Origin of the sequence: Xenorhabdus sp. TS4 (genome assembly GCF_014467265.1) — a bacterium.
GTDB classification, from domain to species: Bacteria; Pseudomonadota; Gammaproteobacteria; order Enterobacterales; family Enterobacteriaceae; genus Xenorhabdus; species Xenorhabdus ehlersii.
In genome coordinates, this window is sequence record NZ_NKHQ01000001.1 from 1 (window position 1) to 16,584 (window position 16,584).

A 16,584-nucleotide genomic window follows, 5' to 3' on the forward strand; every position below is an offset into this window, starting at 1 on the left:
CGCGCCTGCGGCATCTTTACTCGCGCGAATATTGCTGCCATCCAGGCAAATTTCAGCCCAGTCAATCAAGCCTTTTTCATCCAGAATGGACAGTAACCGATTAAATATCTTGTTGATAATGCCCGATTTTGACCAGCGATTAAATCGGTTATAGACCGTTTTCCAAGGGCCATAGCGTTCAGGTAAATCACGCCACGGTGCCCCGGAGCACAAGACCCAGAACATCCCATTCATCACACGGCGGTGTTCAACATGTGGACGTCCTGCTCGCTCTGAATGGACCGGGGGCAAACAAGGTTCTATCACTATCCATGCGTCATCAGGAATGTCGTAGCGTGCCATCATCTTTTTCCCATATTGAAAACAGTTTAGATGAGAATACTATCAATTTACATTAAGGGACACAGCCTAAATAATTATGCGAGACCAACAATTCTGATTTCGCAAGCAATAATCAATTTAATGACCAATGGAATACGCCAAGAACACCCGCCACGCTTCTTATCGGTTTAATGAATAAGAAGCGTGGCGAGATTTTAGGGCGCACCAGATAAACATTTTTAACCGGATAGTATCGCCGTCAATAATCGCTTGCTATTCCTGCAATATCACTGACATTACACCACCTCCGCTTCACAATTCATTGCCAACGCCATACTTAGGGTTTTAGCCAAAATGGTTTTATTTTTACTATCTTCCATCAGGCTAAAATGGTCGCCCGGTACAGATGTTAGCTGGAGCAAAGAATCAGGCATGACCTGTTTCCAGCCTAACGACGGTTCCATACTCAAGGAGGGTAATTCGGCTTCCGTAACAAAAGGGAGCTGCGGATAAGGTTCTCTTGCATAAAACTGGTGGAGCGTTATCGCCAATGCTTGTGGTTCATATTCCTTGACCATTTGCATATAATTTACCATCTGTTCCCAGCGTCTTGCGATCAAGTCAGGACGCTGGTTTGCCGGATAGAGTCCCAGTTCCTGCGCCGCAGCAATAAATTGCACCAAATTCAGTTTATCAATTCTCTGATGCAATACCGCAATCTCCTCTTCATGTTCTCCGCCCGACTGTTTTGCCAGTTCAGTAAGAAACTGGAGTTTTGGTTGAATGACCTGCTGCCTGAAGCAGTGAGGAGCAGGCGTATCAATTAAACCCAGAAAATCGACGGTTTCACCGGCATTCAAAAGTTGCTGGGCAATGGCATAAGCCAATACACCACCAGAAGAGTAACCGTAGATCCGGTATCGGCCTTTCGGTTGAACCGCCTTCATAAAGGTGATCATTTTGGCGGCCAATGCTTCAATAGTCGATACCTGCTCTTCATTGATGGACGGCCAGGGCAAGGCATAAATCGGATAGTCAGACTGAATATGTTGTGCTAATCCAAAGACATAGGAGTAATCATACATACCACTGGGCACAAAAAATAGTGGCGGTTCCGTTCCTGAGAGCCGCACCGGTATCGCACTGCTTTGCGGCTGAGACAGTGGATCTAATGTGATTTTTGATACCAGTTCAGCCAGCACAGGGAATTGGAATAGGTCATTCAATGTACACATCAAACCACGACCTGCGGCAAGGTTTATCATCCGCATAGCAAGCAGCGAATGTCCACCCAACGCAAAGAAATTGTCATACCGGCCTATTTGCTCAACCTCCAGCAATTCACGCCAGATAGCAGCCAATACGATCTCAACCTCTCCCTGCGGCGCTTCATAGGCTTGATGAGCAAAGGCATTCTGATCAGGGTCAGGCAGTGCCCGACGATCCAACTTACCGTTAGGGGTCAGCGGAAATGCGTTCAGACGTACAAAAGCCACCGGCACCATATAATCAGGCAAAATAGCACTCAGATGTTCACGCAAACGAGCAGCCAACCCGCTATCTTCTTCCGCCACGATATAAGCGATCAGACGTTTATCCTGCCCATCCCCCAAAGCCAGTACGATAGCTTCACGCACCGCCGGATACTCTGTCAGCCGAGCTTCGATCTCACCCGGTTCAATACGGAATCCCCGGATTTTAACTTGCTGGTCGTTACGGCCAATAAATATCAGATTACCATCCGGCAAGTAGCGGACTAAATCTCCGGTTCGGTACATCCGTGCATCCGGTGCCTGACTAAACGGATCAGCCAGAAAATGTTCAGCAGTCAAATCAGGACGGTTGAGATAGCCACGCGCTACACCATTACCACCAATATACAATTCCCCAACCGCTCCCAATGGAACCGGTTGGCCACAGGCATCCAGCAGATAAACACAGGTGTTGGCCGTCGGACGTCCGATAGGCGTTAACGCATTGATATAATCTGCCGGACAACACCAGGTGGTGGCACATACCGTGATTTCTGTCGGGCCATAAGCATTGAACAGTGTGGCTCGGCCACGCAGTGCCTGGAGCAGCGCCGCACTGGGCGCTTCCCCACCCAGTATCAATGTTGGCCTTATGTTTATCTCCGGTAAATCCGCACCATCCCTCAACAGAGCCGGTGTCAGGCAGGCATGAGTCACCGCCTGTTCTTCCAGATAACGCCAGAGGCGGCGCGGATCCTGACGAACCATGTCGGCAGGAATATCCAGGGTGGCACCACCACACAATGCCATCATGATTTCCCAGACGCTGGCATCGAAACCAAATGAGGCGAATTGCAACATTCTGCTATGGGGATGAATGTCAAACTGGCTGATTTTATCCCGGATAAGGTTGACCAACCCACGATGTTCAACCATCACCCCTTTCGGCATACCAGTCGAACCGGAAGTATAAATCACATAGGCCAGATGCCGTGAAGTTAACGCAGGAACCTGCGGGTTGGTGTCTGGCTGGTCAGGCAGAGTATTCGGGTCAAGTACGGTTAATTTCGCCAGTGCTTCTTCACCCAGTGTGGAACGCCCGGTATTATCCGCCAGTACCACCAACGGAGCGGCATCATTCAGCATATAAGCCAGACGATCACCCGGATAGGCGGGATCCAGTGGTACGTAGGCGCCACCCGCTTTCAGTACAGCCAATAGCGCCACTACCATCGCTGGTGAACGTGTCACACAAATCGCCACCCGCTGATCCGGTACTACACCCAGAGAGATGAGCTGATGAGCTAGCCGATTAGCCTGAACATTCAGTTCCGCATAGCTGAAGATCTGCTCCTGATGTATCACCGCTGTAGCATCCGGGGTTTTCTCCACCTGTTGCTCAAACAACTGATGGATACACACCTGTTCAGAATAGGCTATTTCAGTCGCATTCCGCGTTTCCAGTAACAGTCTACGTTCCGCCGGTGACAAAATATCAATTTCCCTGATGGGTTGTTGTGGGTTAGCCACCATCACTTGCAATACGGTGTGCAGATAACCCACATACCGCTCGATTGTCTGTTGATCAAACAAAGCCGTTGCATAATTCAGAGTACCTACAATTCTGCCTTCTTCCTCAAACAGATTAAGTTCAAGATCAAACTTGACCACATCAAAAACCTGATCAACCGGTAAGATTTCCAGCGCTGGCAATTTCCACTCTATTTTCTCATTGTTCTGCCAGGCAAACATCACCTGGAACAGCGGTGTATGCGCCAGTCTGCGCGGCGGTTGCACAATTTCCAGCACCTGTTCAAACGGCAAATCCTGATTATCCTGTGCCGCCAACGTAATTTGCCGCACACGCGCAAGTAATTCCGTCACATCCGGGGTGCCCGATAAGTCAATACGTAAAGCCAATACATTGACAAAGAAACCCATCAGGGATTCAATTTCCTGACGACCACGGCCGGCACAAGGTGTGCCGATAACCAGATCACTCTGACCCGACAGACGTGACAGAACCATAGCCCAAGCTGACAGAATGGTTATGAATAACGTTGTCCCCTGCTGCTCACTCAGGCGCTTGAGGGATTTCGTTAACACCTCATCCAGATTGATGGGCAATGAACTCCCTATAAACGACTGCTGAAGAGGGCGTGGCCGATCTGTTGGTAAATCAAGCAGTACCGGTGTATCAGCCAACATAGTACGCCAACAGTCAGATTGGGACTGTAAGCGTTCAACCGAAAGCCACTGACGCTGCCATGCAGCATAATCAGGATACTGAATCATCAACGGTGGTAGTGGATCAGGTTGACCTGTCAGAAAAGCCGTATAGAGGGCACTTAGCTCTGATTTCAGTATCCCTAAAGACCAGCCATCAAAAATAATATGATGTAAGATCAGCAGAAATACATAATCATTGTCTGCCAGCTGTATCAGACTGGAGCGGATTAATGGCCCCTGTGCAAGATCAAACGATCGCCCAAACTCCTCCATACACAAACGCTTAAGTTGTTCATCCGCGTCAGGTACACCTCGCAGATCATATTGCTTCATGGACAAACCGGGTTCAGGCGGCAAGAGCCTGACTTGGGGTTGACCGTCAACCGTCACAATGACAGAACGCAAAGCTTCGTGGCGAGCAAACAAAGCATTAAGTGCCCGCTGCCAGGCGCCGATATCAAACTGACCACGCACATGCTGTATTACAGGAATATGGTAAGTATCACTCACCCTTTCAAACTGCGAGAGGAACCACAGATGATGCTGGCTAAACGACAATGGCAGAGCACTATCGCGGGATACCGGAGTAATCTCAGGCAACCTGTCACTATCCTCATTACATTGTGCGTAGATCTTCTCCGCAAAAGCAGCCAGCGAGGGTGCCATAAACAAGGTAACAAGCGGTAGCTCAACACCGAAAGCTGCTACACGGTTCATCACCCGCGCAGCCAACAACGAATGGCCCCCCAACGCGAAGAAATTATCATGTCGACTAATTTGTTCAATCCCTAACACTTCACGCCAGATAGCCGCTAACGCCGTTTCTATCTCCCCTTGCGGAGCTTCATAAACCTGACGGGCAAAGTCTTCCTCTCCCGGCACCGGCAATGCCCGGCGATCCAACTTGCCGTTAGCGGTTAGCGGGAATGCGGTCAAACAGACGAAAGCCGCAGGCACCATATAATCAGGAAATAGAGCACTCAAATGCTCACGCAGGCTCGCTGCCAATCCGTCATCCGATTCTGCTAACACATAAGCGACCAAACGTTTATCCTGCCCATCACCCAATGCTAATACCTGCGCTTCCCGTACTGCGGAATGTTCTGTCAACCGAGCTTCAATTTCCCCCGGTTCAATCCGAAAACCACGGATTTTAATCTGCTGGTCATTACGGCCAACAAATACCAGATTGCCATCCGACAGATAACGAACCAAATCCCCAGTGCGATACATCAGGGCATCAGTACCATTACTAAACGGATCAGCCAAGAAACGTTCGCTGGTCAGTTCAGGACGATTGAGATAACCACGGGCAACACCGGTCCCCCCAATATACAGTTCACCCACCGCCCCCAAAGGCACTGGCTGGCTGAGGGCATCCAGCAGATAAATCCGGGTGTTGGCCGTCGGACGTCCAATCGGAATGAATCCCCTCTGATAGTCTGATGGACAACGCCAGGCGGTGGCGCAAACGGTGATTTCTGTCGGGCCATAAGCATTGAATACCGTTGCCCGACCACTCAGTGCCTGAAGCAAGGCCACACTGGGAGCCTCTCCGCCCAGTATTAATGTTGGTTTGATGGTTATCGCCGGTAAATCCGCACCATCCCGCAACAGCGCGGGTGTCAAACAAGCGTGCGTCACCGATTGATCTTCCAGATAATGCCAGAGACAACCCGGCTCTTGACGAATGGCATTGTCAGGAATAACCAGACTAGCGCCACTGCCTAATGCCATCATGATTTCCCAGACACTGGCATCGAAACCAAATGAAGCGAATTGCAACATCCGGCTATGAGAATGAACGGCGAACTGGGCGATTTTATCCTGGATGAGGTTGACCAACCCACAATGTTCAACCATCACACCTTTCGGCGTACCCGTCGATCCGGAAGTATAAATCACATAAGCCAGATGACAGGAGGTCAACTCAGCAACGTATGGGTTAGTATCTGGTTGATCGGTGTCCAACTGATCAGGTGATGAATTCGGATCAAGAACAACATACTGCGAAAACATTTGCTCATTTAATGCTGAACGTCCGGTATTATCTGCCAACAAAATAGTCGGTGCAGCATCGGTCAAAATATGAATCAGACGTTCACCCGGATAAGCAGGATCTAGCGGCACGTAGGCACCACCCGCTTTCAATATTGCCAACAGCCCCACTATCCGCGCCGGTGAACTTGCCACGCAAATCGCCACCCGCTGATCCGGCTCAACACCCAGCGCGATAAGCTGATGCGCCAGCCGGTTAGCACGGATATTCAATTCCGCATAGCTAATGGATTGGTTTTCATAGACCAACGCTGTGGCGTCCGGGGCATTCTCCACCTGTTGTTCAAACAATTGATGAATGCACAGTTGGTCAGGATAGGTTGTTTCGGTCGCATTCCAGGTTTCCAACAACAATGTGCGTTCAGTTTCCGGCAGGATTTCCAACATCTGTACCGGCGTTTCCGACGCCTGTTCAAGCGCCTCTGCCAGACTCTCCAGAGCCTGTTGCATATAACCGCATATCCTTTCCGGATCAAAGGGTTGTACTACCTGAGCAGTCAGCCCCAAATCGGAACCACCATCCTCTACCGACAACACAAACGGGTAGTTGGTCCGCTCCTGTGCCCCAAGGAATTCAATTCCACTGATGATTTCATCCGACGTGACCGGCTGGGTATTATGTCGGTAATTCAACAGCGCATTGAACAGCGGTGTCCCACTGGCTACTCCACTGCAACGTTGAGCCAGCGCCAGTGATGCATGTTCATGCGCTAATAACCCCGCCAATCGGCTATGAGCAGCCTGTACACTCTCCTTCACCGGGGTTTCATCTATATCCAACCGTAACGGCAGGGTATTAATAAACAGCCCCATGCCATTGTCGGCGCCTTCGCCAGCCTGCATACGCCCAAACAGCACCGTACCAAACACCACTTGCTTCTGACCACTGGTACGCGACAATACCTGCGCCCAGGCCAAATGGCACAACGCCGCCACACTGACGTCCAAACGCCGGGCCTGATTACGCAGGCGGTTATTCAGTGCAGGCGTCAGCATTCTGTGCGATTCCGTCACCTGCGAGCCATCATGGTGTACTTCCGTCAATCCGAATGGCAGCGTCGGCTCATCCACCATCGCCAGCATATCGGTAAAGAAACGGGTATGTTCTTCCTGGCTGATCCCCAATTGAGCCTGAGCGACCAAAGTACGAAAAGGTACTGGCGCCGGCAAACGGTCTCCCCGTCCGGTAAGATACGCCTGCACTTCGTTGTTCATCACTTCCAGCGTGGTATGGTCACCAATCAGGTGATGTAACTGTTGCAGCAAGATCCAGCGGCCATCAGTATCCTGAGCAATAACAAAGCGCAACAACGGTGCTTGACTCAGATCAATACGATGCTGGCACGGATCAAAGCGTTGGGTCAGTTGGTCACTTATCGATCCGTCAGCCGGATTGAGTGTCAATTCTGTGATGAGTAAGGGAACTTGACGACAAACCACCTGAGCCGGAGCTGATAATCCCTCCCAGATAAAAGCGGTCCGCAGGATATCATGGCGATCAACCACCTGTTGAACCGCGGCCAGATAACGATCCAGTAAAGTCCGATCCGCAAAAGCCTGTTGGGTTATCAGAAGATAAGGATCACCTTCATTTGCCAGCAGATGGTGGAATAAAATACCATCCTGTAGCGGTGACAGAGCATAGATATCCTGAATGTTAGCCATCCCACCCGATATCTGATCAACAATACAGTCAATTTCAAGCTGAGTGAGGTCAATCAGCGGCAACATCTCCGGTGTTAACACAGACGTATCCGGTGTAATACGGTTATCAGGCACCTTGATCTCACAATGCTGAGACAAAGACTGAGCCAGCACATTCAATGTTGGATGCTGGAATAGCGCTTGTACCGAGATACCCAATCCCATACACCGCAAACGCTCAATCATTCGTACCGCCAACAGGGAGTGGCCTCCCAAGGCAAAGAAGCTGTCGTACCGACTGATCTTCTCAACTTCCAGCAATTCACGCCAAATGGTCGCTAACGCCATTTCTATCTCCCCTTGCGGGGCTTCATAGACCTGACGGGCAAAGGCTTTTTCTCCCGGTGCTGGCAACGCCTGGCGATCCAGCTTGCCGTTTGGCGTCAGCGGAAACTCATCCAGACGTACAAAAGCCGTCGGCACCATATAATCCGGCAACCGCGCACTCAGGTGTTCACGCAAACTGGCGGCCAATCCATCATCCGTTTGCGCTACCACATAAGTCACCAGGCGTTTATTCTGTCCATCACCCAACGCCACTACCAATGCCTCACTCACCGCTGGGTGTTCAATCAACCGAGTTTCAATCTCTCCCAGTTCAATTCGGAAGCCACGGATTTTAACCTGTTGGTCATTACGGCCAACAAATACCAAATTGCCATCCGGCAGGTAACGGGCCAAATCCCCAGTTCGATACATCCGCGCATCCGGTTGATGACTAAACGGATCCGTCAGGAAACGTTCAGCGGTGAGTTCAGGGCGATTGAGATAGCCACGGGCCATACCCACACCACCAATATATAACTCACCTACTGCGCCCAACGGCACCGGCTGACCATGTTTGTCCAACAGATAGATACGTTTGTTAACTGCCGGTCTACCGATGGGAATTAATCCCCCTGCATAATCTGACGGGCAATTCCAGGTGGTGGCGCAAACAGTGATTTCCGTCGGGCCATAGGCATTGAACAGCGTGGCCTGACGGTTTAATGTCTGGATTAGCGTCGGACTGGGTGCTTCACCACCCAGTATCACGGTCGGTTTTATCGCCAGCGCCGGTAAATCAGCGCCATCCCGCAGTAGAGCGGGTGTCAAACAAGCGTGCGTCACCGATTGCTCTTCCAGATAATGCCAGAGACGGTGCGGGTCTTGCCGGATTGTTTCAGTCGGAATAACCAGCATAGCCCCACTGCTCAACGCCATCATGATTTCCCAGACGCTGGCATCAAAGCCAAATGAGGCAAACTGCAACATCCGGCTGGTGACACCAACATCAAACTGGGCAATGTGTTCCAGCGTCAGGTTAACCAGACTCTGATGTTCAATCATCACCCCTTTCGGTCTGCCAGTGGATCCGGAAGTGTAGATTACATACGCCAGATGCCGTGAGGTGAGATCAGGGATCTGCGGGTTATTGTCCGGCTGATCCGGCAGGGCATTTGGATCGAGTACAGTTAGCGTCTTCAGTGCTTCTTCACCCAGTGCTGCCCGGCCAATATGATCCGCCAGCAAAACAGTTGGCACAGCATCAGTAAGCAGATAAGCCAGCCGTTCACCCGGATAAGCCGGATCTAATGGCACATAAGCTCCACCCGCTTTCAACACCGCCAGCAATCCCACTATTCTCTCCAGTGATCGTGTCACACAAATGGCTACTGGTTGATCGGGGATGACACCTAATGCAACCAGTTGATGTGCTAATCGGTTGGCGCGGGTATTCAATTCGGCATAGCTGAGCGTCTGGTTTTCATACCTTACCGCTATAGCATCCGGGGTTCTATCTGCCTGTTGTTCAATCAACTGATGAACACACAACTGTTCAGGATATGGCGTTACAGTTGCATTCCAGGTTTCCAGCAACAACTGGCGCTCTACTGGTGCCAGAATATTCATTTCCCCGACTGGCTGCTGAATGTCAGCGACCATCGCTTGCAATATTGTGTGCAAATATTCAACGTGTCGTTCGATTGTCGATTGATCAAACAGGGTGGTTGAATAGCCGAGATAACCGACAACCCTGTCCTCCTCTTCAAACAAGTTAAGTTCAAGATCAAACTTAACGACATCAAAGGCTTGATCGATCGGTGAAATTGTCAGCCCCGGCAATTTCCATTCCACAATCTCATTGCTCTGCCAGGCAAACATCACTTGAAACAACGGGGTATGCGCCAGCCGACGCGGTGGTTGTACGATTTCCACCACTTGTTCAAACGGTAAATCTTGATGCTCTTGTGCCGCCAGCGCGGTTTGCCGCACACGCGCCAGCAACTCCGTTACATTAGGCTCACCCGATAAGTCGATACGCAAAGCCAACGTATTAACAAAGAAACCAATCAAGGATTCCACTTCCTGACGACTGCGACCAGCACTTGGTGTACCGATAACCACATCATCCTGACCTGACAAACGAGACAGAACTATTGACCAGGCTGATAGCAAGGTCATAAATAACGTGACCCCCTGTTGTTCACTCAGACGCTTAAGGGATGCCGTTAAGTCTGCGTCCAGATTGATAGGCCACAGATTCCCGGCAAACAACTGTTCGGGCGGACGTGGTCGATCAGTTGGCAAATCCAGCAAAACTGGCGCGTCAGCCAACACCATTCGCCAATAATCGGATTGAACCTGAACCCTCTCCGCAGAAAGCCACTGACGCTGCCATGCAGCATAATCAGGGTATTGGATCATCAACGGCGGCAACGGATCAGGCTGTTGGTTTAAACAGGCCGAATAAAGTGCACTCAATTCTGATTTCAATATCCCTAAAGACCAGCCATCGGACACAATATGGTGTTGGGTCAGCAGGAAGACATACTCATCGTCAGTCAGTTGTATCAGAACAGAACGAATTAAGGGACCGCAGGCAAGATTAAACGGCATTTTAGCTTCCTGCTCACGCAAACGTTTAAGCTGTTCATCCACCTCAGGAGCTTTACGCAGATCGTATTTTTTCATCGGCAGACCAAATTCCGTCGGCAGGAGTCCAACCTGAGGCTGTTCATTTACTGTGATAAAAACGGAACGTAATGCTTCATGGCGGGCAAACAAGTGATTCAGCGCCTGCTGCCAGGCATGAATATCAAGCTGGCCCCGTAAACGCAGTGCCAACGGAATATGGTAGGTATCACTAACCCCCTCAAACTGCGCCAGGAACCACAGACGCTGTTGCGCGAATGACAGGGGTAGCGCTCCGTCATGGGGTGTCGGTGTGATGGCGGGTAATGCCCCACGCTGTTCATTAAGACGCTCATCAACCACCTTAGCAAAGGCCAGCAAAGCAGGCGCTTTAAACAATGTGGTCAGAGGCAGTTCGGCACCTAAAGCCGCGACACGGTTCATCACCCTCATCGCCAACAACGAATGACCACCCAGAGCAAAGAAATTGTCATACCGACTGATTTGCTCAACATCCAACAACTCGCGCCAGATAGCCGCCAAGGCCATTTCAGTTTCCCCTTGCGGCACTTCATAGACCTGACGGGCAAAGTCTTCCTCTCCTGGCACCGGCAATGCCCGACGATCCAGTTTACCATTCGGCGTCAATGGGAATTCATCCAGACGTACAAAAGCCGCCGGCACCATATAATCAGGCAAGACTGCGCTTAAATGGGCACGCAGGTTGTTGATTAATCCATCATCTGCTTGCGCTACTATATAGGCGACCAGCCGTTTGTCCTGCCCGTCACCTAACACCAGCACCGCCGCCTCACGCACCGCAGGATACTCCTTCAACCGAGTTTCAATTTCCCCCGGTTCAATCCGAAAACCGCGAATTTTGACCTGCTGATCATTACGACCAAGGAATTCCAGATTGCCATCCGGCAGATAGCGAGCCAAATCCCCGGTTCGATACATGCGGGCATCCAGTTGATCACTAAAAGGATCAACCAAAAAGCGTTCAGCGGTGAGTTCAGGGCGATTAAGATAGCCACAGGCAACGCCGTCTCCACCAATATAAATCTCACCGATCGCCCCCAGTGGCACGGGTTGGCCATAAGCGTTCAACAAATAGAGGCGTGTGTTAGAGATTGGCCGACCAATGGGAAGATTTGTCGTCCCTACTGGCATTTCAGTGATACGGTATGTCGTGGTAAACGTCGTTCCCTCACTTGGCCCATAGCCATTCAATAACTGCTGAGGCGGGCTATTACGCAGGATTTGAGCGATCACATGCGGATTAAGAACATCCCCTCCGACAATCAAGATATTGATCTGTGGGAGAACCGGAGACAATTCCGCTGCCAGTCGGTTAAACAATCCAACCGTCAGCCACAGGACAGTAATCCGATGAACCTGTAAAACCTGTACAAACGCCTGTGGTGTCAACAAGGTAGCGTGGTCGATGACCACCAGTGCGCCACCGTTAAGCAAAGGAGTCCAGACTTCGAAGGTACTGGCGTCGAAAGCCGGGTTAGCGGTAAAGGCAACTCGGTCATCTTGTCCAGTTTCAGCATAACCATTATTGACAACCAACCGAACCACCGCACGATGAGGCACTACCACTCCTTTTGGTGTGCCAGTAGATCCAGAGGTATACATGATATATGCTACTCCGGTACTGGAAGCGGGTAAGTCAAGATTGAGGCGATCTTCTTCCCTGATGGTGTTCATCTCACCAGAGAGACGAAATAACGGAACAGCCAGGAGATCAGCCGGAATATCAGCCCACATATCAGTGAGCAGCAATTTAGCTGAACAATCTTTTATCAACCAGTCCTTCCGCTCGTCCGGTACGCCAGGATCAATCGGAACATAAACAGCACCTACCTTGAGAATAGCTAACTCAGCCACGACCAGTTCAATGGATCGCTCTAACAAGATTGCAACATGCTCACCCGGATAAACCCCTTGCTCAATTAACTGACGAGCCAGCCAGTTAGCACGGATATTCAGCTCCATATAACTGAGGGTTTGATCTCCCGCTATCAGCGCTGTAGCAACCGGCGTTTTCTCTACCTGTTGTTCAAACAACTGATGAATGCATAACTGCTCAGGATACGGTTTTTCAGTTGCGTTCCAGATTTCCAGCAATAACGCACGTTCCGTTACAGGTAAGATATTCAGTTCCCGTACCGGCGTTTCTGGTGCCCGCTCCAGCGCTTCTGCCAGACTGGTCAGCGCCTGTTGCATATAACCACATACCCGATCCGGCTCAAATGGCTGTACTACCTGCGCCGTCAGCCCCAAAGTAGAACCCCCGTCCTCTACCGACAGCACCAACGGATAGTTGGTCCGCTCCTGTTCACCCAGGAATTCGATACCCGGTACAACCTCATGTGGGATCAGCGGCTGCTCATTATGTCGGTAGTTCAACAGGGCACTAAATAGTGGCGTACCACCCGTTACGCCACTGCAACGTTGAGCCTGCGCCAGTGAAGTATGCTCATAATCCAGCAATCCGGCTAGCCGGGACTGTGCCAGCCGTACACTGTCGTGCACCGGTGTGTCATCCATATCCAGTCGCAGCGGCAAGGTATTGATAAACAGCCCCATGCCGCTGTCAGCTCCTTCCCCCGCTGCCATGCGCCCGAACAGCACAGTGCCAAACACCACTTTTTCCTGACCGCTGGTCTGCGACAGCACCTGCGCCCAGGCCAGATGACACAATGTTGCTACGCTGACGCCCAGACGTTTTGCTTGCTGACGAAGGCGGTCGTTTAACTCCGGCGATAACATCCGGTGCGATTGTGTGACTTGCGAACCATCACGATGCACCTCGGTGAGGCCAAACGGCAACGTCGGCTCATCCACGTCAGCCAACATGTCAGTAAAGAAGCTATGCTCTGCCTGATGAATATTCAACCGGGCCTGCGCCACCAGATTGCGGAAAGGCACCGGTACTGGCAAGTTGTCATCCTGTCCGGCAAGACAAACCTGCACTTCACGGTGCATCACTTCCATTGTCGTATGGTCGCCAATCAGGTGATGCTGCAATTGCAGCACATGCCAGCGGCCATCGGTTTCCTGCGCTACTGTTTCTTGTGCTACGACAAAGCGTAACAATGGGGCCTGACTCAGATCAAAACGATACTGACGTGGGTCAAAACGGTGAGCCAATTGCTCACCCACAGGCCCATCAGCCGGATCCAGAGTCAGTTCAGTGACCGATAAAGGCGCTTGACGCCAGACCACCTGCACCGGTGCAGATAATCCCTGCCAGATAAATGCGGTCCGCAGGATATCATGGCGATCAACCACCTGTTGTACTGCCGCCAGATAGCGATCCAGCAGCGCCCGGTCAGAAAAAATCATCGGATAGGCCAGCAGATAGGGATCACCTTCCTTCGCCAGCAGATGATGGAACAAGATACCGTCCTGCAACGGCGACAGGGCGTAGATATCCTGAACATTAGCGATCCCACCCGGCACCTGTTCAACAATGTGGTCAATCTCAGACTGGGTCAGATCAATTAGCGGCAACATTGCAGGTGTCAGCACGGTGGTCGCTGGTGTAATGACATTCGGCGGTACGACTACAGCCTGATGTTGCTCCAATGTCTGGGCCAATTCTGACAGCACAGGGCACTGGAACAGATTACGGGCGGCCAGTGTCAATCCCAGATTGTGCAGGCGTTCAATCATCCGTACACCGAGCAAAGAGTGACCGCCCAACGCAAAGAAACTGTCATGTCGGCTAATTCGCTCAATACCCAGTAATTCGCGCCAAAGGGTTGCCAGAACAATCTCTTTCTCTCCTCGCGGCGCTTCATAAACCTGACGGGCAAAGGCGTCCTCCCCCGGTGCCGGCAACGCCCGGCGATCCAATTTACCATTCGGTGTCAATGGAAATTCATCCAGACGCACAAAGGCTACCGGTATCATATAATCCGGCAACCGTGCATTCAGGTGTTCACGCAGGCGAGCGGCCAATTTGTCATTCTCTTGGGTCAGCACATAGGCAACCAGTTGTTTGTCCTGCCCCTCCCCTAACGCCAGCACCACAGCTTCACGTATCGCCGGATATTCCACCAGCCGAGCCTCAATTTCCCCCGGTTCAATCCGGAAACCACGGATTTTCACCTGCTGGTCGTTACGGCCCAAAAATTCCAGATTGCCATCCGGCAGATAGCGAGCCAAATCTCCGGTGCGGTACATACGCGCGTTCGGTTTATCGCTAAATGGATCGGTGAGAAAGCGTTCAGCGGTCAGTTCAGGGCGATTGAGATAACCGCAGGCCACTCCGTCACCCCCGATATAAATCTCACCAGTCATCCCCAATGGCACCGGCTGACCGTCAGTATCCAGCAAATAAATCCGGGTGTTGGCAATGGGGCGCCCAATAGGAATAGCGGTCGTGCCCGATGTTAACTCGTGAATAGGGTAAATCGTGGTAAACGTGGTTCCCTCACTCGGACCATAGGCATTCAATAACTTTTGGGGCGGGTTCTTACGCAGTACTTGAGCAATGACATGCGGATCGAGGACATCTCCCCCGACCAGCAGCATTTTAAGTTGAGGCAGCACCGGAGATAGTTCCTCCGCCAACCGGTTAAACAGCCCGACACTCATCCACAGGATCGTAATGCGATGCGCCTGTAACGCCTGGACAAAGTCCCGCGGTGTCAGCAACGTGGTATGATCAATAACTACCAGCGCAGCACCGTTAAGCAACGGTGCCCAAACTTCGAAGGTGCTGGCATCGAAAGCCGGATTAGCGGCGAAAGCAATTCGGTCATTGGGTTCGATGTCAGCATAGCCATTATTGATAACCAACCGGACGACAGCCCGATGGGGCACGATGACCCCTTTTGGTATACCCGTCGAACCGGAGGTATACATGATATACGCTGGCTCGGCACTGGCACCCAATAAATCAAGATTGCGATGCTCTTCTGCCCTGATCTGTTCTGTCTCGCAGGTAAGATGGATCCGCGGGACAACCAATTCAGCCGGGATTTCCGTCTGCATATCAGTCAGCAGTAATTTGGCGGCACAATCGTTTATCAGCCAGTTTTTCCGTTCATCCGGTACGTTGGGATCGACAGGGACATAAACCGCCCCCGCTTTAAGGATAGCTAACTGAGCCACCACCAGTTCAATTGAACGTTCTAACAGAATCGCTACATGGTCACCCAGGCAAATCCCCTGTTCAATCAGTTGACAAGCCAACCCGTTGGCCCTGGCATTCAGTTCCGCATAGCTCAGTGTCTGATCCCCAGCGATTAACGCGGCGGCAGTCGGGGTTTTCTCTGCTTGTTGTTCAAACAACTGATGAATACATACATGGTCAGGATAGGGTGTTTCCGTGGCGTTCCAAGTTTCCAGCAACCCCACTTTAAGGGTATTTTCCTTGCTGGTAATACTGTCTTTCATTTGCTTACTACCTCAACGAATCTATCGGATATTTGAAAACTGTTATTCCCAGCAACCATCACAAATATTTTTCTTTTACTTTTAGGAGAAATAACAACAGGTACGCCAAGCATCGAAAGATACTCAGGCAATATTTTTCAGGCGCTGGATGTCATAGTCCGGTTAATAACCGCACAGCCAAAAATGATGTGACAATAATTTTCCAGACAACGGAATAAATGATTCATTTGATGAACCATAAGAAGGCATTCCATTTTTTCCTGTTTTTTTAGATAAGCGTTTTTGATCTACATCAATTTTTTATTACGCTGAATTCCACAACTAAATAAAAATGGTTCTATTGAATATATCTACTAGCATGAGCGCTAAGTTCTTGCTGTATTTTTTCCATTTAGTATTTGACTGAAATTATTTCAGATAAAATGAAGTGCTTATATTTATAAATAACCACTAACAACCAAGGAACAAGGCCAACCAAATAAAATTA

Annotated in this window: 2 protein-coding genes; both read right to left on the reverse strand. The window is 50.6% G+C overall.

The window, feature by feature from the left end; translation table 11 throughout:
• On the reverse strand, positions 1-342 hold a 342-nt coding region (locus tag Xets_RS00005; protein ID WP_187651038.1), incomplete at its 3' end, for an IS5 family transposase.
• 275 nt (positions 343-617) lie between these two features.
• A complete protein-coding gene (locus tag Xets_RS00010; protein ID WP_187651001.1) occupies positions 618-16,097 on the reverse strand; it encodes a non-ribosomal peptide synthetase in 15,480 nt (5,159 codons plus the stop codon).
• Positions 16,098-16,584: the final 487 nt, after the last annotated feature.